29 protein-coding genes and 1 pseudogene are annotated in these 25,476 nt (G+C 69.4%); 16 read left to right on the top strand and 14 right to left on the bottom strand.

Annotation, left to right across the window (positions count from 1 at the left end; all coding sequences use genetic code 11):
• Positions 1-315: 315 nt before the first annotated feature.
• Positions 316-1,977: pseudogene (locus BM199_RS32105) on the top strand (DUF885 domain-containing protein); the annotation flags it as partial.
• A 29-nt stretch (positions 1,978-2,006) separates the two neighbouring features.
• Here the strand turns inward: BM199_RS32105 and BM199_RS32100 are convergent.
• Positions 2,007-2,705 carry a class F sortase gene (locus tag BM199_RS32100; protein ID WP_091679802.1) on the bottom strand — a complete coding sequence of 233 codons (699 nt, stop codon included), beginning with the start codon at positions 2,703-2,705 and terminating at the stop codon, positions 2,007-2,009.
• 341 nt (positions 2,706-3,046) lie between these two features.
• On the opposite strand from BM199_RS32100, the gene BM199_RS32095 reads away from it, so the two are divergent.
• Together BM199_RS32095 and BM199_RS32090 are read left to right on the top strand one after the other, a co-directional pair.
• Positions 3,047-3,994 carry a Ppx/GppA phosphatase family protein gene (locus tag BM199_RS32095; protein WP_091679818.1) on the top strand — a complete coding sequence of 316 codons (948 nt, stop codon included), beginning with the start codon at positions 3,047-3,049 and terminating at the stop codon, positions 3,992-3,994.
• A 23-nt stretch (positions 3,995-4,017) separates the two neighbouring features.
• On the top strand, positions 4,018-4,269 hold the full coding sequence (locus BM199_RS32090; RefSeq protein ID WP_091679801.1) for a hypothetical protein: 252 nt from the start codon (positions 4,018-4,020) through the stop codon (positions 4,267-4,269).
• A 45-nt stretch (positions 4,270-4,314) separates the two neighbouring features.
• On the opposite strand, the gene BM199_RS32085 is transcribed toward BM199_RS32090, so the two are convergent.
• A complete protein-coding gene (locus BM199_RS32085; RefSeq protein ID WP_091679799.1) occupies positions 4,315-6,681 on the bottom strand; it encodes a glycoside hydrolase family 65 protein in 2,367 nt (788 codons plus the stop codon).
• Positions 6,682-6,760: 79 nt separating this feature from the next.
• Positions 6,761-7,495 carry an HAD family hydrolase gene (locus BM199_RS32080; protein WP_091679797.1) on the bottom strand — a complete coding sequence of 245 codons (735 nt, stop codon included), beginning with the start codon at positions 7,493-7,495 and terminating at the stop codon, positions 6,761-6,763.
• Between the two features lie 106 nt (positions 7,496-7,601).
• On the opposite strand from BM199_RS32080, the gene BM199_RS32075 reads away from it, so the two are divergent.
• Positions 7,602-8,327, top strand: a complete 726-nt coding sequence (locus BM199_RS32075) for a maleylpyruvate isomerase family mycothiol-dependent enzyme (protein ID WP_091679794.1) — start codon at positions 7,602-7,604, stop codon at positions 8,325-8,327.
• Here BM199_RS32075 and BM199_RS32070 read toward each other — a convergent pair.
• Positions 8,316-8,912, bottom strand: a complete 597-nt coding sequence (locus BM199_RS32070; RefSeq protein WP_245788995.1) for a TetR/AcrR family transcriptional regulator — start codon at positions 8,910-8,912, stop codon at positions 8,316-8,318. The genes BM199_RS32075 and BM199_RS32070 overlap by 12 nt on opposite strands.
• 97 nt (positions 8,913-9,009) lie before the next feature.
• On the opposite strand from BM199_RS32070, the gene BM199_RS32065 reads away from it, so the two are divergent.
• Positions 9,010-9,525, top strand: a complete 516-nt coding sequence (locus BM199_RS32065; RefSeq protein WP_245788994.1) for a PaaI family thioesterase — start codon at positions 9,010-9,012, stop codon at positions 9,523-9,525.
• Positions 9,522-10,382 carry an SCO6745 family protein gene (locus BM199_RS32060; RefSeq protein ID WP_091679792.1) on the top strand — a complete coding sequence of 287 codons (861 nt, stop codon included), beginning with the start codon at positions 9,522-9,524 and terminating at the stop codon, positions 10,380-10,382. Before BM199_RS32065 ends, BM199_RS32060 begins: the two co-directional genes overlap by 4 nt.
• 34 nt (positions 10,383-10,416) lie before the next feature.
• Here the strand turns inward: BM199_RS32060 and BM199_RS32055 are convergent, their stop codons facing one another.
• Positions 10,417-10,617: a hypothetical protein gene (locus tag BM199_RS32055; RefSeq protein WP_091679789.1), complete on the bottom strand. Its 201-nt coding sequence runs from the start codon at positions 10,615-10,617 to the stop codon at positions 10,417-10,419.
• A 204-nt stretch (positions 10,618-10,821) separates the two neighbouring features.
• Here BM199_RS32055 and BM199_RS32050 point away from each other — a divergent pair, with 204 nt between their 5' ends.
• From BM199_RS32050 to BM199_RS32030, 5 genes are all read left to right on the top strand, one after another.
• Positions 10,822-11,307, top strand: a complete 486-nt coding sequence (locus BM199_RS32050) for a hypothetical protein (protein WP_091679787.1) — start codon at positions 10,822-10,824, stop codon at positions 11,305-11,307.
• A 157-nt stretch (positions 11,308-11,464) separates the two neighbouring features.
• Positions 11,465-11,869 carry a phage holin family protein gene (locus BM199_RS32045; protein WP_091679784.1) on the top strand — a complete coding sequence of 135 codons (405 nt, stop codon included), beginning with the start codon at positions 11,465-11,467 and terminating at the stop codon, positions 11,867-11,869.
• Positions 11,866-12,171: a DUF3618 domain-containing protein gene (locus BM199_RS32040; RefSeq protein WP_091679781.1), complete on the top strand. Its 306-nt coding sequence runs from the start codon at positions 11,866-11,868 to the stop codon at positions 12,169-12,171. The genes BM199_RS32045 and BM199_RS32040 overlap by 4 nt, the downstream gene beginning before the upstream one ends.
• A 56-nt stretch (positions 12,172-12,227) precedes the next feature.
• Entirely contained in the window at positions 12,228-12,566 is a 339-nt protein-coding gene (locus BM199_RS32035; RefSeq protein ID WP_091679777.1) for a DUF3140 domain-containing protein, read from the top strand.
• A gap of 79 nt (positions 12,567-12,645) precedes the next feature.
• Complete coding sequence (locus BM199_RS32030) at positions 12,646-13,668, top strand: Rieske (2Fe-2S) protein (protein ID WP_091679774.1); 1,023 nt, start codon at positions 12,646-12,648, stop codon at positions 13,666-13,668.
• Here the strand turns inward: BM199_RS32030 and BM199_RS32025 are convergent.
• From BM199_RS32025 to BM199_RS34115, 7 genes are all read right to left on the bottom strand, one after another.
• Positions 13,641-15,191 (bottom strand): FAD-dependent oxidoreductase, encoded by a 1,551-nt coding sequence (locus BM199_RS32025; protein WP_091679771.1) that lies wholly within the window; start codon positions 15,189-15,191, stop codon positions 13,641-13,643. The genes BM199_RS32030 and BM199_RS32025 overlap by 28 nt on opposite strands.
• Positions 15,188-15,934: a class I SAM-dependent methyltransferase gene (locus BM199_RS32020; protein ID WP_091679769.1), complete on the bottom strand. Its 747-nt coding sequence runs from the start codon at positions 15,932-15,934 to the stop codon at positions 15,188-15,190. Before BM199_RS32020 ends, BM199_RS32025 begins: the two co-directional genes overlap by 4 nt.
• Positions 15,931-16,254 (bottom strand): lycopene cyclase domain-containing protein, encoded by a 324-nt coding sequence (locus BM199_RS34835; RefSeq protein WP_245788992.1) that lies wholly within the window; start codon positions 16,252-16,254, stop codon positions 15,931-15,933. The genes BM199_RS32020 and BM199_RS34835 overlap by 4 nt, the downstream gene beginning before the upstream one ends.
• Complete coding sequence (locus BM199_RS34830; protein WP_245788990.1) at positions 16,251-16,586, bottom strand: lycopene cyclase domain-containing protein; 336 nt, start codon at positions 16,584-16,586, stop codon at positions 16,251-16,253. The genes BM199_RS34835 and BM199_RS34830 overlap by 4 nt, the downstream gene beginning before the upstream one ends.
• Position 16,587: 1 nt before the next feature.
• Positions 16,588-17,148, bottom strand: a complete 561-nt coding sequence (gene idi, locus BM199_RS32010) for an isopentenyl-diphosphate Delta-isomerase (protein ID WP_091679763.1) — start codon at positions 17,146-17,148, stop codon at positions 16,588-16,590.
• Positions 17,145-18,110, bottom strand: a complete 966-nt coding sequence (locus BM199_RS32005) for a phytoene/squalene synthase family protein (protein ID WP_091679813.1) — start codon at positions 18,108-18,110, stop codon at positions 17,145-17,147. Before BM199_RS32005 ends, idi begins: the two co-directional genes overlap by 4 nt.
• Positions 18,111-18,213: 103 nt before the next feature.
• Positions 18,214-18,390, bottom strand: a complete 177-nt coding sequence (locus BM199_RS34115; protein ID WP_177242884.1) for a hypothetical protein — start codon at positions 18,388-18,390, stop codon at positions 18,214-18,216.
• A 131-nt stretch (positions 18,391-18,521) separates the two neighbouring features.
• Here BM199_RS34115 and BM199_RS32000 point away from each other — a divergent pair, with 131 nt between their 5' ends.
• The 4 genes from BM199_RS32000 to BM199_RS31985 all read left to right on the top strand — a co-directional run bounded on the left by BM199_RS32000 (position 18,522) and on the right by BM199_RS31985 (position 22,810).
• Positions 18,522-19,712, top strand: coding sequence for a zinc-dependent alcohol dehydrogenase (locus tag BM199_RS32000; RefSeq protein ID WP_091679811.1), 1,191 nt, complete (start codon positions 18,522-18,524; stop codon positions 19,710-19,712).
• A gap of 35 nt (positions 19,713-19,747) precedes the next feature.
• The gene (locus tag BM199_RS31995; RefSeq protein WP_091679761.1) at positions 19,748-20,209 is read left to right on the top strand and encodes an RsbRD N-terminal domain-containing protein; all 462 of its coding nucleotides are present in this window, start codon (positions 19,748-19,750) and stop codon (positions 20,207-20,209) included.
• A 50-nt stretch (positions 20,210-20,259) separates the two neighbouring features.
• Positions 20,260-21,213: a LysR family transcriptional regulator gene (locus BM199_RS31990; protein ID WP_091679758.1), complete on the top strand. Its 954-nt coding sequence runs from the start codon at positions 20,260-20,262 to the stop codon at positions 21,211-21,213.
• Positions 21,214-21,310: 97 nt separating this feature from the next.
• Positions 21,311-22,810: a S1 family peptidase gene (locus BM199_RS31985; protein ID WP_218160486.1), complete on the top strand. Its 1,500-nt coding sequence runs from the start codon at positions 21,311-21,313 to the stop codon at positions 22,808-22,810.
• Between the two features lies 1 nt (position 22,811).
• Here the strand turns inward: BM199_RS31985 and BM199_RS31980 are convergent, their stop codons facing one another.
• Positions 22,812-23,633, bottom strand: coding sequence for an IclR family transcriptional regulator (locus tag BM199_RS31980; RefSeq protein WP_091679807.1), 822 nt, complete (start codon positions 23,631-23,633; stop codon positions 22,812-22,814).
• A gap of 126 nt (positions 23,634-23,759) precedes the next feature.
• On the opposite strand from BM199_RS31980, the gene BM199_RS31975 reads away from it, so the two are divergent.
• Positions 23,760-24,935 (top strand): 4-hydroxybenzoate 3-monooxygenase, encoded by a 1,176-nt coding sequence (locus BM199_RS31975; RefSeq protein ID WP_091679755.1) that lies wholly within the window; start codon positions 23,760-23,762, stop codon positions 24,933-24,935.
• Here BM199_RS31975 and BM199_RS31970 read toward each other — a convergent pair.
• Positions 24,928-25,476, bottom strand: a 549-nt coding sequence (locus BM199_RS31970; RefSeq protein ID WP_177242883.1) for an HNH endonuclease, incomplete at its 5' end; no start/stop codon positions are given. The genes BM199_RS31975 and BM199_RS31970 overlap by 8 nt on opposite strands.

The raw sequence follows: 25,476 nt of genomic DNA, 5'->3' as shown, positions 1-25,476 counted from the left end.
ACCGGCGTAGCCCCACCGCGATGGTGCCCTGTTGTGCGTGGTGGCGGAGCGAGGTGCACGCGGAGCGGAGCGAGGCCGATGACACCGGCGTAGCCGCACCGCACTTTTCCGGGAAAGTGCGGCCGGAGGTAGGTGACCGGGGCGGGGTTGTCGATCTAGTCTCGGGTGGCCGGGGACAATCGACAGCTGGGGGGGGGGGGGGGGGGGGGGGGGAACGATGTCCGACGTCGTCGCGCTGCCTCTGCGGGTGTTGTCCAAGCGGGTCCACGACCTCCGGCCAACACATTCAGGTGACCAAGTGAAAGGTGTGAGCGAGTGAACGAGGTCGACCGGCTGGCGGAAGAGTTCCTCGACGCGCAGTTCGCCGCGAATCCGCTGATCCCTTCGCTGTTCGGGCTGCCGGGAGATCACGCACGGCTCGCGGATCACACCGCTGCCGGTGCCCGCCGCAACCGGGAGACCTACCTTGACCTCGCCGCCAAGGCCGAGGCCGTCGACGCGGCCGCCGTCGACCACGAGCAGTCGGTGACGCGCGACGTGGTGATCCAGCAGGCTCACGCCGCGGTCGACCTGCTCGACTCCGGTCTCGTCGAGATCGCGGTGAGCGACGGACTGTCGGCCCCCATGCAGCAGTTGTTGCTCGAGCTGCCGGTCGTGGCGCTCGGCGATGAGGAACGGGCGCGGGGCTTTCTCGCCCGGCTGTCCGCCATCGGCAGCTACACCGACGAGGTGATCGAACGTCAGCGGGCAGCCGTGGCGAAGGGACTGGTGCCGGCGGATTTTCTCGTCGAAGCAGGGATCGCGTACGTGGACCGGTATCTCGCCGACCCCGAGGGCGACCCGCTTCTGCTGGAGCCCGAGATCGAGGTTGCCGGATTCGCCGCGGAACGGGACCGGCTGCTCGCGTCGGTGGTCCGGCCCGCCTACCTCCGCTACCGCGACTTTCTGGCCGACGAACTCAGGCCGAAGGCGATGCCCGCCGACCGGCCGGGTCTGTGCTGGCTCCCGGATGGCGAGAGCAGGTACGCCGCGCTGATCCGGGCACACACCACCACCGAGCGATCGGCCCAGGACCTGCACGACACCGGACTGGAGTTGATCGAACAGCTCGGCCGGGAGTACCGGGAGGTCGGAGGGCGCGTATTCGGCACCGACGACCTGGGCGAGATCTTCACTCGCCTCCGTACGGATCCGGACCTGCGCTGGCGGGACGGCGACGAGCTGCTCGAGGCCGCACGGGCGGCGATATCCAGGGCGGAAGTCTTGGCGCCGCAATGGTTCTCGAAGATCCCCGAGCAGTCCTGCGAGGTGCGCGCGGTACCGGAGGCCGAGGCCGACGGTGGCACCATCGCCTACTACTTCCCGCCCGCGCTCGACGGTTCCCGGCCAGGGACCTACTTCGCCAACATCTACCAGGCGCACGAGCGGTTCCGGCACACCAGCGAGGCAATCGCCTTCCACGAGGCCGTTCCTGGCCATCATTTCCAGCTCAGTACCGCGCTTGGGCTGACGGAGCTGCCGCTGCTGCGGCGGCTCGCCGACGTGAACTCCTACATCGAGGGCTGGGGGCTCTACGCCGAACGGCTCGCCGACGAGATGGGGCTCTACAGCGACGATGTCGCCAAGCTGGGCATGTTGACCCAGGATTCCATGCGGGCCGCGCGGCTGGTGGTGGACACCGGCCTGCACGCACTCGGCTGGAGCAGGCAGCAGGCGGTGGACTACCTCACCGCCAACGTGCCGATGGCCGCGGTGGAAATCGAGGCCGAGACGGACAGGTACACGGCCAATCCGGGGCAGGCGCTGTCATACATGGTGGGCAGGCTGGAAATCCAGCGGATGCGCGCGGATGCGGAGCGGGCACTCGGGGACAGGTTCGACATCCGCGGCTTCCACGACGTCGTTCTCGGCAGCGGCAACCTGCCACTGTCCGTTCTGGATGGTGTGGTGACGAACTGGGTTACCGAGCAGGGCTGACCGCCGGGGCAGGCGTGACGAGTGTTCGATCAGCCGGTGCCCGTCATTCGCGCGAACACCACCAGCTCGTTGACGTGCTCGCCGGGCAGCGAGTCGAACCTCGCGCCGCCGGTCACGAGGCGCAGTTCAGGGGAGCTGCCGGCGACCGCGGCGGTGCCGGCAGCGCGCGTCAGTCCGCCGGTGGCGTCGGGTCGAGTCTCCACGCGGTACACGGTGAAGTCCGCCGTGCTGCCGTCGTGCCGCGTGATGGTGACGACGTCGCCAGGTGAGAGTTCGGCCAACTGGTAGAACGCGCCCCGTTCGTGGGCGAACCGGATGTGCCCGGCGATCACGGAGACCCCAGGCTCGCCGGGTGTCCTGCTCTGGGTGAACCAGCCGACGGTTCCCGCGTTGCCGGGTACCTCCATCGCGCCGTAGGACGTCTGTCCGAGCTCGATGATCTTGTCCCGGTCGAGCCCGATGGCCGGAATCGAAAGTGTGCGCGGCGCAGAGGCGCCGAGCGCGCCGACCGCGAGGGGAGCCTTGCCTGCCGCTACCGTCGTAATACGCTGGTCGGCCTGCTTCGCCGTGGCCGGTGCCGCACGGGTGTCGGCGCTCGAGACGGTGCTCTTGCTGCCGGAGTTGACGAGGATGAGGCCGACGCCGGTCAGCACTCCGGCCATGGTGATCACGACCGCACCCGCGGCGGCCGCGAGCCGGATGAACTCTCTGCGACGACCCTCACCCACTCGATTCACCACCTGGTGTCGAGTGTCGGCGGAACGGAACCCGGAACAGGCATCTGCGGTCCCCTCGTGTCACGAACAGCGCTGGTCAGACCTGTGCCTCGCACTCACAACCACACAGGGCCGATACCTCCAGATCGCCCTAAAAGGGACATAGTGTTACTGGCATCCGAAGTTACTTGATATATTCACCCATTCGGGTTATCGGAACGTTACCTCTCGTCGCTGCTTCTGCTGTACGGGAATTCACGTTTCGTGGCCCCCCTCTCGGGGAACTCTGCGTCCCCGATGACGAGGTACGGAGGTGCGGCACTGTGCGGCGCGTGAATCAGGCGGCTGGGTCGATGGTGGGTGTCCTGGACGTGGGGGCCTTCAGTGCTCGGCTGGTCGTGGTTCCACGAGGGGGCTCCCCGCTGGAGCCCGCGCTGACGCACAAGACCCGCCTGCGCCTGGACCGGGCGCTGGACTCCTCGGGCAGGCTGGGGCCGGAGGGTGTCCGCACCGTTGTCGAGGGCGTCCGGAACGCGAACAACGTGGCCGAGGCGCACGGCGTCCACGGTGTTTTCCCGTTCGCCACATCGTCCATTCGCGACGCCCGCAACGCTCGTGAGGTGCTCGCCACCGTCCGGGCCGCCACCGGAACGGAACTGCGCACCCTGTCGGGTACCTGCGAGGCCGAGCTCTCGTACCTCGCCGCTCGCCGCTGGTACGGCGCCGCGGCGGGCCCGCTGCTGGTGCTCGACATCGGCGGCGGAACGGTCGAGCTGGCGGCGGGCACCGGTGAGCGGGCCGAATTCGCCCGGTCACTGAAGCTCGGTGCCAGGGAGATGACCAGGACCTGGCTCGACACCGAGCGCCCTTCGGAGCTGCGGCTGGCCGCCCTGCGTGAGCACGCCCTCGAACGCGTGCGGGACGCGCTGGGAGAGGACGAGCAACTGCTGCGCGGATACCGCACCGTGGGCTGTTCGAAGGTGCTGCGGCAGTTGGCGCGGCTGGCAGGCGCGCGTCCCCAGCGAGAGGCGCCGACGAGTTCCCGGGACCTGCATCTGGACGAGCTGCGCAGGCAGATCCCGCGCCTGGCGACGCTGCCGCCCAACCGCAGGGCGGAGCTGCCGGGAATCTCCCGTAGCCGGGCACAACAGGCCGTGGCCGGCGCGGTCGTGGCCGAGGCGCTGCTGACCGTCTTCGGTGGTCCCGCGGCGATCTGTCCGTGGTCGACCACGCAGGGACTGTTGCTGGCACTGATGGAACAGCCGGATCTCAGCGTGACCACGAGTGGCTGGGCGGCGTGAACTCACGCGGGTATCAAGGAGATATGTACCCGAGCGACGAACGAGGACACGGCCAGGGTGCCGACGAGGCCGATCCTGCTGGGGACGGAGTGCCCGCCGTCCCCAGCACGGACGTGCCGACGCCCCCTGGCCGGGACATCGGCATCGGCAGGACCGAGGACGTCGGCCCACCGGCGAACACCGATGAGATCTCCCCGCCGCGCAAGCGCAAACGTGCTCCGGAGACCCCCGGCACCGTGGACGGCGAGGAGTCGGTCCCGGAACCACCGGACTGACGACGCACTCGGCAGCCACGCTGCCCAGCTGGTTCCGACGCGCTCTCAGTCGTGCGGAATCTGGCCTGCGTGCCGTCGAGTCGGCTCCAGTCCCGACGGCTGCGCGGGCCTCGGAAGTGGTTTCTGCTCGGGGATCGCCGCCACGACCTCGTCGCCGTCGAGGATCAGCGGTGTCCCGTAGTGGCTCAGTTTCAACGGGGGGCCCGACAGCAGCCGGTACACGGCTTCCGAGTGTCCGATCTGGACGGAAAACCTGCTGCCGCGTACGGACATCCGGAAGATGATGCCGGTCAGCTCACCCGGTAGCCGGGGCGCGAACGTCAGTTCGCCCCCGTGATCGCGCATACCGCCGAAGCCGGCGACCGTCGCGAGCCAGGCGCCCGCGAGCGAGGCCATGTGCAGGCCGTTGCGCACGTTGTCGTGCAGATCGTGCAGGTCGGTGAACGCGGCTTCGGCGAGATAGTCGTAGGCAAGATCGGGATGGCCCACCTCGGCAGCCAGCACCGCCTGGGTGCCCGCGGACAACGAGGAGTCGCGGACGGTCCGCGCCTCGTAGTAGGCGAAGTTGCGCCGCTTCTGCTCGACATCGAACGCGTCCCCGCAAATGTGCATCGCGAGGACGAGGTCGGCCTGCTTGATCACCTGTTTCCGGTAGAGGTCGAAGTACGGGTAGTTCAGCATGAGCGGGTAGTGGTCCGCGGGCGTGTTCGCGAAGTCCCAGTCGGCATGGCTGGTGAAGGACTCGGACTGGGGGTGCACCCCGAGCAGGTCGTCGTAGGGGATGTATATCGCGTCAGCGGCCTCCCGCCAGCGACGAATCTCCTCGCTGGACACATCGAACCCTGCCGCGATCTCCGGATAGCGCTCACAGGCCGAGGCCGCCGAGCGCAGGTTCCGCCGGGCCATCAGGTTGGTGTAGACGTTGTTGTCGGAGATGGCCGAGTACTCGTCGGGCCCGGTGACACCGTCGATACGAAACCCACCGTGCGCGTCATGGTGACCGAGAGACTCCCACAGCCGTGCGGTTTCCAGCAGCAGCTCGGTACCGACGTCCCGTTCGAAGTCCGTGTCGCCGGTGGCGTTCACGTAGCGCACCACGGCGTCAGCCACTGCCGCGTTCACGTGGAAGGCCGCCGTGCCCGCAGGCCAGTACGCCGAGCACTCGGCTCCGCTGATCGAACGCCACGGGAATGCCGCGCCGCGCAAACCCAGTTGCCGCGCCCTGTCCCGAGCTTTGTCCACTGTAGAATGTCGCCACTGCAGTGCGTCCCTCGCGGCTTCGGGCATGGTGTAGGTCAGCGCGGGCAGGACGAACATCTCGCTGTCCCAGAACGCATGACCGTCATAGCCGGGCCCGGTGAGCCCCTTGCCGGGAATGGCCCGGCTCTCGCCACGTGCCGCGGCCTGCAGAATGTGGAAGAGCGCGAACCTGACGGCCTGCTGCAGTTCCGGGTCGCCCTCGATCTCCACGTCCGCTGAGGCCCAGAACCGGTCGAGGAAGGTGCGTTGCTCGTTCAGCAGACCGTCCCATCCGGTCTGCATCGCCCCGGCCAGCGCGGCGTCCACCTGTGCGCGTACGGCGGGTGCGGAACGCTGCGCCGACCAGCCGTAGCCGAGGTACTTGGTCAGCCGCAGCCGCTGCCCGAGTGGCACGTCGACGGCGACGGTGAGTCTGGCGAGGTCGTCCTCCGCGGCGATCTGCGTGCGCATCCCGTCCGGGGCCTCGATCTCGTGGTCCATCGCGGCAGCCATCTTCAGGCCGGACGCCCTGGTGTGATGGACCAGCACCGCACGCAGGTCCTCGGCCACGGAGAACTCGGCCACCAACGGGGACTCCAGGGCGGCGGCGACCCGTGGGTCACCGGTCTCGGACACGATCGGTTCGTTGGCCAGCAGATCCGACTGCACCACGAGTTGCACGTCGTCGTCGAGTGGCTCGACCTCGTACCGGATCGCCGCCACCGCGCGCTGGGTGAACGAGACGAGTCGTTCCGTGTGGAGGCGAATCCGCCGTCCCGTCGGGGACGTCCACTCGGTGGTGCGCCGCAGTGTGCCGGAGCGGAAGTCCAGTACCCGTTCGTGCGTGTCGGCACTGCCGTAGCGCATGTCCAGCGGCTCGTCCTGCACGAGCACCCGAATGATCTTGCCGTCGGTGACGTTGACGACCGTCTCGCCGGCTTCGGGGTAGCCGTACCCGCCTTCGGCGTAGGGCAGCGCATGCTTTTCGTGGAAGCCGTTGAGGTAGCTGCCGGGAAGCCCGCTGGGCTCACCCTCGTCGAGGCTGCCGCGGAGTCCGATGTGGCCGTTGGACAGCGCGAACGTGGACTCGGTCCGGTGTAGCTGGTCGAGGGCGAGCCCGCGCCAGCGCAGTTCCCACGGTGCCGTCTCGTAGTTGTGCCTGCGCTCGCTCATGTCTACTGCCTCACTCGCCGGCGGGCTGCACATCGCTTGGTGCGGTGCCCGGTCTGGTCACGGTGCCGGTCGCTCATCCTCAGTCCTCCAGCAGTTCGGCGAGGTCGTCCACGACCACATCGGCTCCCTGTTCCCGCAGGGCGTCGGCCTGACCCGCACGGTTGACCCCGACGACATAGCCGAACGCACCATCCTTTCCGGCCCGTACCCCGGAGAGCGCGTCCTCGAACACCGCCGCGTCAGCGGGTTCGACGCCGAGCGCCCGCGCGCCCGCGAGGAACGAGTCCGGGGCGGGCTTGCCGCGCAGGCCCTCGTTCCGGATGGTCAGCCCGTCGATGCGAGCGTCGACGAACTCGGTGAGGCCGGCGTTCGCCAGCACCGTCTCGCCGTTGGCCGACGACGTGACCACCCCGATGGCAAGCCCGGCCGCCCTGACCGCGCGCAGATACCGGAGCGAGCCGGGAAATGCGTCGACGCCTCGCTCGGCGATCACCCGCATCAGCAGGGTGTTCTTGCGATTGCCGACCCCGTTCACGGTGTCGGCCTCGGGTGGGTCGTCCGGTGTGCCCTCGTCGAGTTCGATGCCCCGGGAGGTGAGGAATTCGCGCACCCCGTCGGCGCGCGGCCTGCCGTCCACGTAAGCGGCGTAGTCCTGCACGGTGAACTCGCGGAAGTCCTCCGGGCTCGCCGCCCGGTCGGTGAGGAAGGCGTCGAAGGTCTGCTTCCAGGCCTCCCGATGCAGGGCGGCTGTGGAGGTCAGTACCCCGTCGAGGTCGAAGAGACACGCCGTGATGTTTCCTGGCAAGCCGATCATGCCTCGTCACGCTAGTGGGCTACCCGCTTCCCCGCTACGCGCGCGGCCGTGGCCGGGGTTGTGCACCACCACGGTCCGGGGCGAAAGCGGCCGGTAGGCTCCGCCCATGTACGCCAAGGACTACGTGTCGGCACTGCGGCGCGACGGTGCGACGATGGCCCGCGCTGCCGGAGGGGCCCTGGATCGAGACGTTCCCGCCTGCCCCGGGTGGACGGTAGGCGACCTCGTCTGGCACACCGGCGAGGTGCACTTCTTCTGGCGGCAGATCGCGTCCGGCGCCCTCGCCGGGCCGGAGCACTACACCGAACCGGACCGTCCCGCGGACGAGGAACTGCTCGACTGGTTCAACTACGGCGTCGCGAACACCGCGTCGACGTTGGAGCGGCTGACGCCGGCGCAACCGATGTGGACGTGGGCACCGTCGCGTCAGGACGCGGGTTTCGTGCAGCGCCGGATGGCGCAGGAAACCGCCGTGCACTGCTGGGACATCCTGGCCGCGGTCGGTGAACCCGGACCGCTCGACCGGGAGATCGCGGTCGACGGCATCGACGAGTTCCTTGGGCACTTCCTGCCGGACCAGGCTCCGCAGGAGCTGGCGGGTGGCGTGCACCTGCATGCCACCGACGGCACGGGGGAATGGCTGATCCGAGCGGTGGACGGCGAATGGCTGGTCGAGCGGGCCCATGCGAAGGGGGCGGCGGCGGTTCGGGGCAGCGCTTCCGACCTGCTGCTCCTGCTGTGGCGGCGGATACGGCCGGATGCGGCTGCGATCGAGGTGCTCGGTGACGAAGACGTGTGCGCGTCGTTTCTCGGACTGGCCTCACTCGACTAGCCAGGAGCCGGCCGTCCGGTGCGCGTCGAGCAGAACCCGCACATGTTCCACGGCGAGGTCCAGCGGGCGGGTGGAGCGCCGTACCCGGCTCATCAGCAGTGCGCCCTCGATGTTGTTGATGATCGCCACGGCCAGCGCGGACGAGGTCTCTTCCTGGTAGCCGTGCTCGGCGAGCAGAGTCGTGAGCAGTGCGTGCCAGTCGGCAAAGGCTCGCTCGCACGCCTCGGTCAGCACGGGTGAGCGGCCGCTCATCTCCAGGGTGATGGTCGCGAGCGGACAGCCACTGCGGAACTCGTCCCTGACCAGTACCTGCCCTGCCTTGTCGAACCACCAGCGCACAGCTTCCGCAGGGGTGTCCGAGCGCTCGAACGCCCGCCGTACCGTGCGGCGCACGACGGCGGAGCCGAGATCCACCGCGGCCACCCCCAGTTCCTCCTTGCCGCCGGGGAAGTGATGGTAGGCCGAGCCCCACGGCGTACCCGCCTCCTCGACCAGACGGCGCCAGGAAGTCGCCGGGTAGCCCTCGGTGCGGAACAGGCGCAGCGCGGTGGTGATCATCCTGTCGCGAGTGGTGGGCTCGGTCACGGTCCTGATTCTAACCCCTTGACCAGGACGGTCGTCCTAGAGATAGTGACCCGCTAGGACGACCGTCCTAGTGGTCGTCGGAAAGCAGAGGTGTGCGGTGACGATCGACCGAGTCGAGCACGATGCCGGGGCGCGGGAGAAGACCATCAGCTGGCAGGACCCGATGCCGTCCGCCGCGCTGGCGCGGACCATGTCCGGGCTCCGTTACCTCACGGGGATCGCCGAGGGCGAGATTCCGCCGCCCCCGATCGCCGCGCACTTCGGTATGCGGTGGGTCAGCGTCGGCGACGGTGACGTCGTGCTGGCGTCGATCCCGGACGAATCGGTCTACAACCCGATCGGCACCGTGCACGGAGGTGTGGCCGCCACGATGCTCGACTCGGCGGTGGCGTGTGCCGTGCACTCGACCCTGGGGGCAGGGGTCGGCTACACGACCGTGGAGCTGAAAATCAGCTACCTGCGACCGATTCTCGCCTCTTCCGGGGAGATCCGTGCGCACGGCTGGGTGGTCAAGTCGGGTTCCCGGGTTGCCTTCGCCGAAGGTGACGTGCGGGACGCCGCGGGCACGGTACTGGCGACAGCGTCCAGCACGTGTCTGATTCTCGGCGCATGACCAGCGTGCCGGCCGCGACCGCGAGGAACCTCTGGATCCTGCTGGAGCCGGTACACGACGTCACCTACTTCACCCCGCAGGCGCGCGCCGCGCACGAGCGGGTGGGGCTGCGGGGATTCTGGCGCGGGTACGTGGCGATGCGCGCCGCGCCGCTGGGTCCGGTCGGACTCGCGCCGGTCACGGCGGTGTTCTACAACTTCGCGCCTGCGTTCCTGGCCCGGTCGCTGCCCGAGGTCTGGGAGATGGCTAGCCCGGCCGAGACGCTGCTCGCCCGTTCCGAAGGAGCGGTGGCCGCGCTCGAGGCGCATCTTCCCGGAGTCCGCCAGGAACCACAGTTGGGTGCCGCTGTGGACGTTCTGCACCGGATCGTCGACGAGGTGGACTGGGCGGGCAGGCCGCTGGGAGCCGCGAACGCGTCGCTACCCTGGCCCGATGACCCGTTGGCCGCCTTGTGGCACGGGGCGACAACCCTGCGGGAGCACCGCGGGGACGGGCACGTCGCGATTCTTGCCGCGGAGGGACTCGACGGACTCGAGGCCCACTCGCTGCGTGCTGCCGAGGACGGCAGCAGAGCCGTTATCGAACCCAGCCGAGGGTGGGCCGGGCACGAGTGGACGGCCGCGATCGAGCGCCTCGCCGACCGTGGGCTGCTCGAGACGAGCGGGGCGCTGACACCCGAGGGACGGTCGCTGCGCCGGCACATCGAACGGCGGACGGATGAACTGGCCGCAGCCCCGTATCTGGCCGTGTCCGATGCTCAACTGGGGCTGCTGGCCGAATTCCTGCGTCCGATCGCCCGCAGGCTGATCCCCGGCGCGATCCCGTTCCCCAACCCGGTCGGCGCCCCACTGCCGTAGTGCTCCTCCGGCGCGTGTCCCCGGGCGGTTCGCCTCAGCCTGTGGACACCCGTTGAGCCGGGACCTGGCGTACCCCCTCCTCTGGGGACAGTCCGAGCGCCGCGAGCAGGTCCGCGCAGTCCTGTGCGTCGGCGGCGGCTGAGGCAACGGCGCGTACCGCGCGGTGGCGCTGCTCAGGGCCGGGCTCGTCGCTGGCGGGCGCGATCGGGGTGGCGTGCTGGTCTCGTGTTCGCATGTGAATCTCCCCAACAGTCGATGTCCTGGTGCCTCCTTGTTCGCCAGGACTACCCACTGGGCCAACGAATCACACCGCCCGGGTAGTTCCTCCGCACCGGAGTCGCCGGTCACGTTCCACTGCTGTGCCACCCGTACGCACCGTTTCTGTCTGTCACCAGCCGGGTACTACCAGCAGGTACGCATTTCGCGGAAGGAGACTCCAGTGGACACCGACTCACTCATGACGTTCCTGGTGGTGGGCGTGATCCTGGTGGCAATCGACGGCTTCATCATCTACCGCAGCGGCCGCCGCTACCTCGGCGACGCCTACGGCGACGAGGGGGCCAGTTCCTCGATGAACCGGCTCGTCACCGTGCTGTTCCACCTGGTGGTGCTCGGTGTGCTGGCGCTGTTGTCGGTCGTGGACTTCGGTGGCAACTCCGTGCAGGCGGTCGTCGCCAAGCTCGGGGTGCTGCTGCTCGTACTGGCACTGGCGCACGCGATCACCATCGCGGTGCTCACCCGGATCCGCGAGAACCGGGAGTTCGAGACGGTCAACGCCCGGAGGAGCGCGGCCGCCGCGGCGCCCTACCACGACCCCACCCGGGATTCGCTGGTCAACGACCCTGTGGTGGCGCCGGTCCCCGGACAGGAAGGCCGCGATCCGCAGGTGAGTCCGGGGATCGAACACCGGCAGGACCGGCTCTGATCCGAGGCAGCCGAGCGATTGAGCCCGCGCGCCATCGGGTAGGCCGAATGTGGACCCAAGCTAGGAGGTGACGATGACTCACACGACCGAGAGGATGCGCCACGACGGCGAAGGAAGGCGGCGGTCGGCACCACAAACGTCACCGGAGGTGCGTGGGATGTCCGACATGTCGGACACGGACAACCGCACCGTCGCGCAGTTGGTCACCGATATGTCGGACCAGGTCAGCAGGCTGATCCGGGACGAGATGCGGCTGGCCACGGAGGAGATGCGCAGCAAGGGCAAGCGTGCCGGTATCGGCGCGGGCCTTGCCGGCGCCGCCGGAGTGACGGCGTTCCTGGGTGGCGCGACGCTCGTCGCCTGTGTCGTACTCGCGCTCGCACTGGTACTACCGGCATGGGCGTCCGCGCTGATCGTCGGTGCCGCGCTGCTGGCCGCGGCGAGCCTGATGGCTCTGGTGAGCCGGGCACAACTCAAGCGCGCCACCCCGCCGATGCCCCGAGAGGCGATGAGCGGGCTCGAACGCGACGTCGAGACGGTGAAGGAGGGCACGCGCCGATGAGCGAGAAGTCGACGGCCCAGTTTCCGCATAACGCCGAGCAGGCACGGGCCAACCGGGACCTGACTCGGCAGGAGCTGGGCGAGACGGTCGAGCAGCTCAGCCACAAGGCCGACGTTCCCGCCAGGGCGCGGGAGCGCGCCGAGCGGGGTGCGGAGCAGGTGCGGGACAGGGTTCCACAGCCGGTCGCGGCCAGGGCCCAGCAGGCCGCCGCCGTGGTGCGGCAGTACCCCCTGCCGGTCGCGGGCGCGGCGGTCGGTCTTTCACTGCTCGCGGTGAAGGGCGCGCGCCGGAAACGGCACTGAGCCACGCAGTGATCGGTAGGTGACTGTCCCGCACGGACAGTCCTGGAGGTGAGCACATGGCAGCCGGAAGCCAGGTGGACGAGGAACTGTGGGACGAGTTCCACCGCGTGGTGAACATGACCTCCCGGGAGCTGGAGGACTGGTTGCGCACCAGATCCGCCGAGCCGGACGAGGAGGCACTGCCGGATCAGGCGGGCACACCCACGGGCAGACATGTCCTCGCGATACTGCGCAAGCGCAGGGTCGACCTCGATGACGACGACGTCCGGGTGATGCGCAAGGTCGTGGACCAGGTACACGCCCAGCGACGCGACGACCTGGAGCCGACGGCCGGGCAGGCCAACTGGCGCCACCGGCTGATGACACTGGGCCATGATCCGTTGAAGCCCGCATGAGCCCGGTTCCCGCGGCGCCACCCGCCGCCGCCCGCACGCCGTTTCGCACGGCGCGGGCAGCGGCGGCTCGGTAAGGTCCATGGGCGTGATCTCCCGTGCTTCCCTTCGCCGGCGCTGGCCTCGGGAATGGCCGCTGCAGCCGCTGTCGGCGCAGCGCTGGAGCGAACAGGAGCCGACCTACCGCGACGCGCGCCCCTCGATCATCGAAGCGGCGACCAAACGGGCGCTCGCGCGACCGTCGGGCAACTGGTTCGTGTTCGCGGCCAGCAGGGACATCCGCTCGGACCGCCCCTATGGGGTGCACGTCGGTGGCATCGAGTTGGTGGCCTGGCGGGACCAGGAAGGACGGCTGTTCGTCGGGCCGGGCGCGTGCCCGCATCTCGGCGCCCCCATGGCGCAGGCGAAGGTCGAGTGCGGTGCGCTGGTCTGCCGCTGGCACGGGCTCACCCTCGGCCCGGAGGGTGGTTACGGCTGGAAACCGTTGCCCAGCCACGACGACGGCGTACTCGCCTGGGTCCGCCTCGACGGGCTCGGCAAGGAAGAGCCGTCGGACGCGCCGGTGGTCTCCTCGCGTCCACCCGCCGAGCGAGCGCTGGACGCGGTGGCCACCGTGGTCGGAGTCTGCGAACCCGAGGACGTCGTCGCCAACCGCCTCGACCCCTGGCACGGCGCCTGGTTCCACCCTTACTCCTTCACCCGGCTTCAGGTGGTCGAGGCGCCGAAGGACATTCACGTCACCGAGGACGAGGACCGGTTCCTGGTCGACGTGACGTTCCGGGTCGGCAAGGGCCTCGGTGTTCCCGTGCGGGCCGAGTTCACCTGTCCCGGTCCGCGAACCGTGGTGATGCGCATCCTGGAGGGCGAAGGGGCGGGCAGCGTCGTGGAGACCCATGCGACTCCGCTCGGCGCGGGCAGGGACGGCAGGCAGAGAACCGCGGTGATCGAGGCGACCGTGGCGGGGTCCGACCGGCCCGGCTTCGCCGTGGCACGTGCCGTGGCTCCCGCGCTGCGGCCGGTCATGCGCTGGACGGCCACCCGGCTCTGGCGGGACGACCTCGCCTACGCCGAGCGTCGTTACCTGCTGCGCAGCAGCGGCCGATAGCCTCGCCGGTCCGCCAGCAGCCGCAGCGGGGCCAGCCTGCCGGACGTCGGGACGGAGTACAACTCGTGCCCGGCGAGGCCCCACCGTGCGAGCAGGCAGTTCGCCGCGTGCCATCCGGTGGTCGCGGCCCGCTCCATCAGCGCGACCGGCAGGTCGATACGAATCCCGTCACCGGCCAGCACCACCCCGTCCTGCGGGGTGCGGACCTTCGGGCGTGCGGCGAAGTCACCGACTCCGAACATCGGGCAGTCCGAACGCCACTCGCTGAGATCGCCGACGATCCGCGCACCCGCGGTCTCCGGGTAGATCTCGCGCAGCCGCCGGAGCAGCCCGGCCGCGATCACCTCGTGATCGGCGGTCGCCGCGTAGGCGTGCAGTTCGACCACCGAGCCGCCGGTGCGCCCCGCCCATCGCGCCGCTTCCCCCTCGAACCTCTCGAGCACGCTGATGTTGTCCAGTGGTGGATGGCCACCCGTGCCGAGGAACGCGGGCCGGTCCCCGGCGACCGCGGTGTCCAACCACAATCTGCGCACCAGAAACCTCGGGGCGGAGCGGAGTCCTGCGACCGCCGCGCGCCACTCGGCCGTACCCAACCTCGGCGATCCCGCGACGATGTCCCTCAGCCCGCCGGCGTCGGTCGCCAGCACCACGCCGTCCACGGTGTCCGTCTCGGACCCCTGCTGGTCCTGGCACAGCCGGAAGCGGCCGTCGGCGAGAGGTTCGACCGAGCGGACGGCGGTTCCCGTCCGGATGCCGACGCCGTGCCCGGCGAGGTACTCGGCGAGTGGCGACCACAGGCTGGCCGGGAAGGTGTCCGAAGGGACGTCGAAGATGAGGCCTTCGCTGGAGCCGAGGAAGTAGATGTGGAACATCGTGGCCAGTTCGGCTGCGGACATCTCGTCGGGTGGCGCGAAGAAACTGCGGGAGAACACTTCGAAGGCCAGATGTCGTGCCGCCTCGGGGAAGTTGATGCGGCGCAGAAAGGACTCGGCGTCGATGCCGTCGAGCAGGCGGTAGGTCTCCGGGACCCGCACCGACGCGAGCGGCAGAGCCGCGCCCGCGTCCAGGCCGGTCAGGTCGCGCCAGTCGAAGGTGGGACTGCGCAGGGCGAACGCCAGCGCGTTCCACGGCGGTGTGCGTGGGAGCCCGCGAAAGGTGTCGCGGCGGCCATGCGCGTCCAGCAGTGGGTAGTCGTCCAGCGCCACCATGCGCCGCAGCTCCGGATCGGTGCGACGTAGCAAGGAACGCAGGTTGTAGTACTGCCGGAAGAACGCGTGGAAGCCGCGGCTCATCGTGACGGTTTCCCCGTCCGGCAGCCGGTCCTGCCAGCCGCCCACCCGGCCGCCGAGGTAGGCCTCCCGTTCGATCAGGCGCACCCGCACGCCGCGCTCGGCCAGTCCCGTCGCCGCACTGAGCCCGGCGATGCCGCCACCGACGACGGCGACGACCGGCCGGCTGGCGAGCGCCCCGGCGTCGAGGTGTCCTCGCGGAGCCAGGTGCCGTACCCGTCTGCGATCGGTCACCGCGACCGTTCCTCCGTATGCTCGGTGGAAGGCGCGGTGGCCAGGAACGTGTGGACGACGCCACGCTGCCAGCCGGTCATCGTCTCCGTGTGCACGCCGTCGAAGCCGGCGGTGTGCAGCCGCCGCTCGAAGTCCCGGACCCCGTCGAAAGCGAGGACACTGCGCCACAGGTGCCGGTAGAGCGTGGCGTCGCCGGTGCTCACCCGGCCCGCCGGGATGATCACGGTCCAGCAGACGGCGTTCCAGATCGCCGTCGCGGCGACGGAATCGCGGACCGAGTACTCGTGCACGGCCAGGTCGGCGCCGGGGCGCAGCAGGTCACGCAGCGCTCGCAACTGGGTGTCGGGATCGGCCAGGTTGCGCACCAGGTACGCAGCCAGGATCGCGTCGAACGGACCGGCCACCCCTGCGTCGGCGAGGTCCTCCACCCTGCTGTGCACGAACCGCACCGAGGAAGGCCACGGCTTGCGCCGTGCCACGGCGAGCATCTCGGCGGACGCGTCGATCGCGGTGATCCGGGCACGGGGCGCCACGGCGAGCAGGGCGGCGGTGGAGGCTCCGGTCCCGCAGCCCGCGTCGAGCAGGTGCAGGCCCGCACCCTGGTCGGGCAGGCGCACCCTGCGGGCCGAGAGGCGCAGGTGCGCGTGGTAGCCGGGATTGGCGCCGACCAGCCGGTCGTACGCCGCGGCGGCCGAGTCGAAGGCGCCGGGCACCTGTGCTCGGGGAAGTCCGGTCGATCTCACGCTCGCGCGTCCTCTCGTGCTTTCCGTCGTTGGCGTTCCCACAACAGGAGCACCAGGGTTACCAGGGAGAAGCCGAAGAGGAAGTCCTCGACGGGGATGTCCCACGGCCAGCGGAGGCCACTGTTGTGTGCGGGGTCGTAGATGACGATGGGCGCGCTGAGCTTGGTGAGCCAGCCATCCACCGGGATCTGGAAGCCGAGCACGATCGCCATGCTGATCCAGTAGGCGGGCCTGCGGAACAGACCGGTGCGCAACACGCCGAGTTCGATCGCGATGACGACCGGCACCGAGAGCAGTGCGGGCACGGTGTAGCCGATCACGCCCGTTCCCGTCCGCGCTCGCGCAGCACGCTCAGGATCCGGTCCACCGTCTCGTAGGTCAGCAGTGCGCAGATGGGGATGACCAGGAAGAACACCAGTTCCTCCAGTGGAATCCCGAACGGCAGGACGATTCCGGTGACGTATCGCGCGTTGAAGTCCCACACCTCGGCCGCGATCGCGATGGCGTCCCAGACCAGGAACACAGCGGCAGCGGGAAGCACGGCCTTCACGAACCACACCGGCCTGCGGTACACCCTGGCGCCCGCGATCTCCAACGGCAGCGTCACCAGCACACATGCGGCCATGACGAGCAGATACTGCAGCCGGTCCATCTCAGTGGCTGTCTGCGAACTCGGGTCCGCGATCGAGGCCGTCCAGTTGCGTCGCCTGCTCCGCGGCCCACGGACTGATCACCCATGGAGCCTCCCGTGCCAGACCCGCGAACGCGGGCCACGGGACCCAGCGCCACTCCGCGACCTCCTCGTCGGCAGGGGCCGGGATGCCCGCCACTCCCGCGACGTACACCGGGCACACCTCGTTCTCCACGGTGCCGTCGGCGGCCGTCGCGCGGTACCGGAAGTCCGGCAGCACACAGCGGACATCGGTCGCCTCGACGCCGAGTTCCTGGTGCACCCTGCGCCGCACCGCGTCCACGATGGCCTCACCAGGACCGGGATGGCCGCAACAGGAGTTGGTCCAGACACCGGGCCAGGTCCGCTTCGTCAGTGCCCTGCGGGTGACGAGCAGACGGCCTGCCTGGTCGAAGAGGTAGCACGAGAACGCCAGGTGCAGGGGGGTGTCGGTGTGGTGCACGGTGCGTTTGGGTGCGGTTCCGGCAGGTTCGCCCGCCTCGTCCAGCAGCACCACCTGTTCCTCGTTCTGCCGCTGGTTCACGCATGGCCTCCGATTCCTGCCGCAGGTGCGCGCCGGGTGGCCCGTGCCAGTGCGGCCCGCGCGAGCGCGCCGCTCGCCACGGTCAGCCGCCTGCCCGTGCCCACCCTGGCGCGCCGGGTAAACACATCGTGCTGGTTCTCTTCGATCAGGTCCAGGATCTCCGAGTACAGGGTCATGGCCGTCCCGACGCACGGACGGGAGACCGGATGCAGCATCGCGATACCGGGACGCGCCCTGCGATAGACCGCGCGGGTGGTGGCGATCTGGTCCGCCAGCGCCCGCCGCACGCGTGGGTCGGTGCGTCCTCGCTGCCTGCACCACAGCAGCAGCTCGCGATCGACGCCGAAGGCGGCCAGTTCGTCCTCGGGCAGGTAGACCCGGCCCCGATCGAGGTCCTCGGCGATATCGCGCAGGAAGTTGGTCAACTGGAACGCCATGCCGAGTGCCGCCGCGGGGCCCTTCGCCTCCTCATGGGACGTCACCGTACCCAGCACCGGCAGCACCTGCAGGCCGATGACCTCCGCCGAGCCGTGCACGTAGTCGTTCAGCGCGCTGCGGTCCTGGTATCCCCGGGTGGTGAGGTCCATCCGCATCGACCGCAGGAACGCGGTGAAGAGACGGTCCGGAATGCCGTAGCGGCGCGCGGTGTGCACCACGGCGGCGAGCACCGGGTCCTCGCTGTCCCCACGCCGGAGCCCGGCGAACAGCATGCGGCCCACCTCGTCGAGGCGGGCGGCGATCCGTTCGGGCTCGTCAGTGTTGTCCGGTTCGTCGACGATGTCGTCGGCCCATCTGGCGAAGCCGTACAGCGCGTGGATGGCGGGCCGCTGAGCGGGATAGAGCAGGCGCGTCGCGAGAAAGTAGGTACGGCCGTGCCTGGCGTGCAGCGTGCGGCACCTCAGGTAGGAGCGACGCAGACGCGGTTCGGTGATTCCCGCGGCGTCGAGTTCGGCACCGGTCATCGCAACCTCGATGTGTAGCACATGAACTCCTGATACCCAGGACACACCGAAGTGACGCGCGGCGAAAAAGCCGGAACGGCACCCGACGGTGCCGCCCGGCGTCTCAGTCGCGTTCCGGCGCTTCGTCGAACGGCGCCACGGCCGGATCGTCGTCCGCGGGCGGCTCGGGGTCGCGCCACTCCTCAGCGCGGCTCGGCCGGTTCGACTGCAACATGCCCTGCATCTCGGCCTTGAGCTGGTCGTCCTCGCGGGGACCGTGTTGATCGCTCTCGCGGTGCATCGTCACCTCCTGTGCCTTGTGTCGGGCGGCATACCCGGTGAGTCGCCGGGAAAACCCGGTTGGGCATCAGGGGGATGGGTATCCACGGCGACGAGGCGAACGTGTGCAGCAGGCATCGAAGGGAGCAGCCGATGAGGGCCGTCACCTGGCACGGCAAGCGGGACGTCCGGGTCGACACCGTCGACGATCCGCGGATTTCCGAGTCCAACGACGCGATCATCAAGGTGACATCAACTGCCATCTGCGGCTCGGACCTGCACCTGTACGAGGTGCTGGGTGGTTTTCTCGAGGAGGGCGACATCCTCGGGCACGAGCCGATGGGCATCGTGGAGGAGGTCGGCAAGGACGCGGGCGATCTGAAGCCGGGTGACCGGGTCGTGGTGCCGTTCAACATCGCCTGCGGGCACTGTTACATGTGCAACTCGGGGCTGCAGACACAGTGCGAGACCACCCAGGTGCGCGAGCAGAACAAGGGTGCGGCGCTGTTCGGCTATACCAAGCTCTACGGCCAGGTCCCCGGCGGGCAGGCCGAGTACCTGCGGGTCCCGCAGGCCCAGTACGGGCCGGTCAAGGTTCCCGAGGGTCCGCCGGACGAGCGTTTCCTCTACCTGTCCGACGTGGTGCCGACGGCCTGGCAGGCCGTGGAGTACGCGGCCATTCCGGAGGGCGGCAGCGTCGTGGTGTTCGGCCTCGGCCCGATCGGCCAGATGTGCTGCCGGGTTGCCCGCCACCGCGGTGCGGGGACGGTGATCGGCGTCGATCTCGTGGCGGAGCGGCTCATCCTCGCGGAACGCTATGGCGTGGTGACCCTCGACATCAGGGAACACAAGGACATCGCCGCCTCGATCAGGGAACTGACCGGGGGCCGCGGCGCCGACTCGGTGATCGACGCCGTCGGCATGGAAGCGCACGGCGCGCCGGTGGGCAAGCTGGCACATCAGATGGTGGGTCTGCTGCCGGGCAAGATCTCCGAGGCGGTGACCAAGCACGCGGCGATCGACCGGATGAGCGTGCTCTACCACTCCATCGACTCGGTCCGCAGGGGCGGCACGATCTCGTTGAGCGGGGTGTACGGCGGCAAGCTCGACCCGATCCCGATGATGGACCTGTTCGACAAGCAGATCCAGCTGCGCATGGGGCAGGCGAACGTGCGGAACTGGATCGACGACGTCATGCCGTTGCTGACCGGAACCGAGGACCCGCTGGGAGTCGAGGACCTCGCCACCCACTGGCTTCCGCTGGAGGACGCGCCGCGCGGGTACGAGATGTTCCAGCAGAAGCGGGACGGTGCGATCAAGGTGGTGCTGCAGCCACAGGCCTGAGGGCGCCCCGGCCGCGGCGGTGACATACTGCGGCGGTGATCGATGCCGGCCTGTACGAGGCGCTGCTGGAGCGCCTGCCGGAGATGGCGGACGAGGTCGCCGATCGGCTGGTCGCCGAGATTCCGCTGTACGACAAGCTCGCCGCAGGCTCGACGGGCGCTGTCACCGTCGACATCCGCAGGGTGGCCGAGCAGAACCTGCGCTTCTTCGTCCGGAGTTTTCGTGCGGGGCGTCTGCCGGAACCGGGTGAGCTGGCGGAGATCCGGTCGGCGGCGACCCTGCGCGCGGCGAAGGGAGTGCCGCTCGAAGCGGTGATCGCCGCGTACCACCTCGGTGCGCGCGTGGCGTGGGACGCGGTCATGGCGGACAAGGGCAGGCAGGACCTCGCGTGGATCGTCACGGCACAGGATCACCTGATCCGCTATCTGCAGGCTGTCGTCCCCGCCGTCGCGGCAGGGTACGAACAGCGGATCCCGGCCGAGAAGGAACCGAAGTAGCGGGCTACTCGGAGGTACCACTGGCGCGCTTGCGGGCATAGCTTCAGCACATGGACCTCGAGCTGCGGCACCTCAGGGTGATCTGCGCGGTCGCGGACACCGGAAGCGTGACGAAGGCGGCTGCCCGGCTCGGCCTGGCCCAACCCGCGCTTTCGGCGCAGCTGCACCGGATCGAACGGGCACTGGGCGGCGCGTTGTTCGAGCGGGACCGGCGTGGTGCGCGGCCGACCGCGCTGGGGGAGCTGGTGCTCGCACGGGCCAGGGTCCTACTGCCCGCCGTGCGTGGACTGCAGGACGACGTGTGCAGGATGACCGGATCGGGCGGCGGCCCCGACCACTGCCGGATCGGGGCGGTCAACACGCCCGTCCTCATCGGGCTGGTGCACCGGTTCAGCTCGGAGTTCCCGCAGGCTCAGGTGACCACGCTGACGTCGTGGTCGGTCGTCGAACTCGTCGGAACGCTGGTGGCGGGGCGGCTCGACTTCGTGGTGATCGGTCTGTGCGGCACCGCGGCGCCGCCGGAGGAAAGGGGACTGGCCTGGCGGACGGTCGGCGTCGACGCGGTGGGCGTGTTGTTACCCGAGGCCGACCCGCTCGCGAACGCAGCGGACGTCCGGTTGGCGGATCTGGCGGCGAAACGCTGGGCGGCGACGAGAGGTGAGGGCTGCTTCGGGGACTGTTTCGCCGCGGAATGCGCCAAGGCCGGATTCACTCCGCTGCCTGCCTACGAAACCGACATCGTCAGTTGTATCGCGTTGGCGCAGGAGGGATCGGCCGCGGTGCTGTGCAAGCCGACCCTGCCCCCGATGGCCGGCCTGCGCGCGCTCCCGCTGACGGGGGCCCCGTTGCGGTGGCGGCACCTGCTGGGCTGGCACGAGGAGTCGCCTGCCGCGCCGCTCGCCGCGAAGATGGCCGCCTACGCGGAGGAGGCGTTCGCCGAGGCGGTGCGCCGCAATCCCGGCTACGCGAAGTGGCTCGACCACAACGTGGGCGATATGGGGTAACTGGCATCTGGTGCGGTCGTGGAGGGGGGACCTAGCGTCTCTCGCAGAGGCGCGCGTGCTTCCCACATCCCTGCTCCCCTGCGAAGGAGAAGCGCCAATGCAACGAAGACTGTTGCGGCTTCTGCTGACGACGGTGCCCGCCGCGGCACTGGTCGTCACCACCCTGTCCCCGCCCGCCGTCGCGGCCCCTGCCGCCGAAACCGGTACCCCGAGCCCGTCCTCGCCCTCCATGCTCGCCGCACTGCAACGCGATCTCGGCCTGACCCCCGAGCAGGCCGAGACCCGCCTCGCCGCGGAGGCGCGCGCCGCGAAGATCGACCAGCATCTGCGCGCGGAGCTGGGCGACGCGCACGCCGGATCCTGGATGAACGACGCTGGCAGCCGCCTCGTCGTCGCCGTCACCGAAAGCGCCGATGTCGGGACCGTCCGGGAGGCGGGCGCCTTGGCCAAGGTCGTGACCCACGACGGTGCCGAACTGGATGCCGTCAAGGCGAAGCTCGACCGTCGTGCGGCCGCGGCGCCCGAGGGGGTGTCGTCCTGGTACGTGGACGTGATGTCCAACTCGGTGGTCGTGCTCGCCCACGGTTACGCCATCGGCTCCGCTGAGCGGTTCGTGGCCCGCAGCGGTGCGGCGGGCGACGCGGTGCGCGTCGTCGAGTCGACCGAGCGGCCACGGCCGCTCTACGACGTGCGCGGCGGCGACGCCTACTACATCAGCAGCGGATCGCGTTGTTCGATCGGATTCTCCGTCCAGGGCGGGTTCATCACCGCAGGACACTGCGGCAGCCGCGGTGCGACGACAACGGGAAGCAACCGGGTCGCGCAGGGCACCTTCCAGGGTTCGTCCTTCCCCGGCAACGACTACGCCTGGGTGCAGGTGAACTCGAACTGGACGCCCCGGCCGGTCGTGAACGACTACTCGGGTGGAACGGTGTCGGTGAAGGGCGCCAACGAGGCTCCGGTGAACGCCTCCGTGTGCCGCTCCGGTTCCACCACCGGCTGGCACTGCGGCCGGATCACCGCCCGCAATTCCTCGGTGACCTATCCGCAGGGCCGGGTCGACGGACTGATCCGGACGACGGTGTGCGCGGAGCCGGGTGACTCCGGCGGTTCGCTGGTCACCGCCGACCGCAACAATGCCCATGCGCAGGGTGTCACCTCGGGCGGCTCGGGCAACTGCAGTTCCGGTGGCACTACGTACTTCCAGCCGGTTCCCGAGATCCTCAGCACGTACGGTCTGCGGCTGCTGACCGAGGGTGGCGGCGACCCGGACCCGCCGGGTGACGCATGCGAGAACTACGAGTCCAGCTACACCGGATCGCTGTCCTCCGGCGCCAGGCAGTACCAGCCGGACGGTAGCTGGTACTACAGCGCGGGCTCGGGCACCCACGCCGGCTGCCTCGACGCGCCGAACGGCACGGACTTCGACCTGTACCTGCAGAAGTGGAGCGGAAGCGCCTGGAACACCGTGTCCGAGTCCACGAGCCCCGGCCCGGACGAGACCGTCAACTACAACGGCACGTCCGGTTACTACCGCTACCAGGTGCACGCCTACAGCGGATCCGGTGCCTACAGCTTGGGGGTGAACACACCGTGACCTAGCGAGGAGCCTGCCCCGGCGCGTGTCGCTCACGGCGCACGGACCGGGGCAGGCTCCGTGCGCTGGGTGCGCCGAGTACGCGTGAGATGCCCCTGGCCGCGGCGCGGACGACGGGGATGAGCAGCCGCGACTCGGTGCCCTCCGCGGGAACCACGACCGAGACCGCGGCGACCACCTCGTCGTCCGCGCCGCGAACGGGGGCGGCGACGGAAAGGACGTGCGGCTCGATCTGGCCGTCGCTGACCGCGAACCCGTCCCGTCTGACCGCGGCCAGTGTCACGCGGAGGAGTTCGGGCTCGGCGATGGTTCTGCGGCTGTAGCGGGTCAGCGGCCCGCGCAGCACGTCCTCCTGTACCTGGGAATCGGCGTGCGCCAGCAGCACCAGTCCGACGCCGGTGGCGTGCAGGGGGAGCCGGCCGCCGATGCGGGAGCTGACCTTGACCGCGTCCCGTCCGGAGATCCGCTCGAGGTAGACCACCTCGTGTCCGTCGAGGACCGCCAGTTGGGCGTGTTGGTGGGTGGCGGAGTAGAGGTCCTCGACGAACGGCAGTGCGCTGTCGCGGATGGTGACGCTGCGCGGGGCCAGGGAGCCGACTTCCCAGAGCCGCAGCCCGATCCGGTAGCGGCCGTCGGCGTCGCGTTCCAGCGCGCCCCAGCCGGTCAGCTCGCCCACCAGCCGGTGGGTGGTGGTCAGCGCCAGCCCCGTGTGCCTGCTGATGTCGGACAGGGTGAGCAACGGTGTGTCGGCGGAGAAGACGTCCAGGATGCCGAGGAGCCTGGCGCTGACGCTGTTCGGGGGAGTGCGTGCGGGGCGGGACAACGGGCCCACCTCCGGGTGGTCGGCTGAACGGGTCTTCCGTTGAGCGGAAGTCGGGTGTCGCGGTAGGGAGTGTGCCTTTCAGGATGAGACGCGGCAAGCCGCTGACGTCTTCGTGGAGGTTCACTCGTGCGTACCCAGGTCGCGATCATTGGTGCCGGGCCTGCCGGGCTGTTGTTGTCCCACCTGCTGCACCTGCGGGGAGTCGAGTCGGTGGTGCTGGAGACGCGCAGCCGGGAGTACGTGGAGAAGCGGGTGCGTGCCGGGGTGCTGGAGTATCCGACCACGGAGTTGTTGCGCGAGGTCGGCCTCGGGGAACGGATGGACGCCGAAGGTCTGGTGCACCACGGCATCTCGCTGCGGTTCGACGGTGCCGACCACCGCATCGGCTTCGACGACCTGCTGGGCAAGTCCATCACGGTGTACGGCCAGCAGGAGGTGGTGAAGGACCTGATCGCCGCGCGGTTGCGCGACGGCGGTGAGCTCCGCTTCGAGGTCAGTGAGACAACCGTGCACGATGTGAGTTCGGACCATCCGAGGGTGACGTTCACCGACGCGGCCGGAGTGGCCAGCGAGCTGGTCTGCGACGTGATCGCGGGATGCGACGGATTTCACGGGATCAGCAGGCCGTCGATCCCGGAGGCGGTGCTTACCGGGCACGAGCACATCTATCCGTTCGCCTGGCTCGGCATTCTGGCGAAGGCAGCGCCGGTACGGGACGAATTGGTGTACACCCGCAGCGAGCGGGGTTTCACGTTGTACAGCATGCGGTCGCCGGAGATCACCAGGCTTTACCTGCAAGTGTCGCCGGACACCGATCTGACGGAGTGGCCGGACGACCGGATCTGGGCAGAACTGCACGCGCGTATGGCGATCGACGGTGGTGAGCAGGTCAACGAGGGACCGTTGTTGGAGAAGAGTGTCACCCCGATGCGAAGCTTCGTGGCGTCGCCGATGCGTCACGGCAGGCTGTTCCTGGCAGGCGACGCGGCACATATCGTCCCGCCGACCGGGGCGAAGGGCATGAACCTTGCGATCGCCGACGTGAAGTTGCTGGCCGAGGCATTCACGGCGCTGTTGAAGGACAACAGGAGCGAACTGGTCGAGTCCTATTCGGATACAGCGCTGCGGCGGGTATGGCGAGCGGAGCATTTCTCCTGGTTCATGACATCGATGCTGCACCTGGACCCGGCAGCGGACGAGTTCCAGCGGCAGCTGCAACTGTCGCAATTGCGGTACACGGCGAGCAGCACCGCGGCGGCGACGAGCCTGGCGGAGAACTATGTGGGGCTGCCGTTCAGTTGACATTCGGCCGCGGCCGGAGCGGTTTGTGGAGTGGGCGGGGTCGTGTGGTGTGTCGTTGGCCGGTGGGTGTGGTGATGGTGAGGGTGTTGTCGCCTGGGTTGACGGTGTGGTGCCAGCCGGGTTGGTCTTTGAGGCGGTGGTGGGTTTTGCAGAGGCTGATGAGGCGTTTTTCGGTGGTGGTGCCGTGCTTGCGCCAGTCGTGGCTGTGGTCGAGTTCGCAGGACTGCGAGGGCCGGTAACACCCCGGTGTGCGGCACTCTCGATCCCGGATGCGGACGAACTCGTCGAGGGCGGCGGGGGGTCGGTAGCGGGTGCGGCCGAGGTCGATCGGGTGCCCGGTCATCGGGTCGGTGAGGATCCGGCGCCAGGTGGTGTTGGGTCCGGTGGCGATCTGGCGGGCCAACCACGCCGGGATGTAGCCGTGCCCGGTCATCTCGGCGGGCTCGTCGTCCAGCCTGAGCAATGTGGTGGCGGCGATGTAGACGAACACCTCCGCCCGCACGTTCCCCGACCCGGTGCCGGTGCCGGTGCCGTCACGCAG

The sequence above is a fragment of the Amycolatopsis marina genome (assembly GCF_900111885.1).
GTDB classification, from domain to species: domain Bacteria; phylum Actinomycetota; class Actinomycetes; order Mycobacteriales; family Pseudonocardiaceae; genus Amycolatopsis; species Amycolatopsis marina.
Note: the sequence above shows the minus strand (reverse complement) of the source record. Positions and strands in the feature narration are given on the sequence as shown.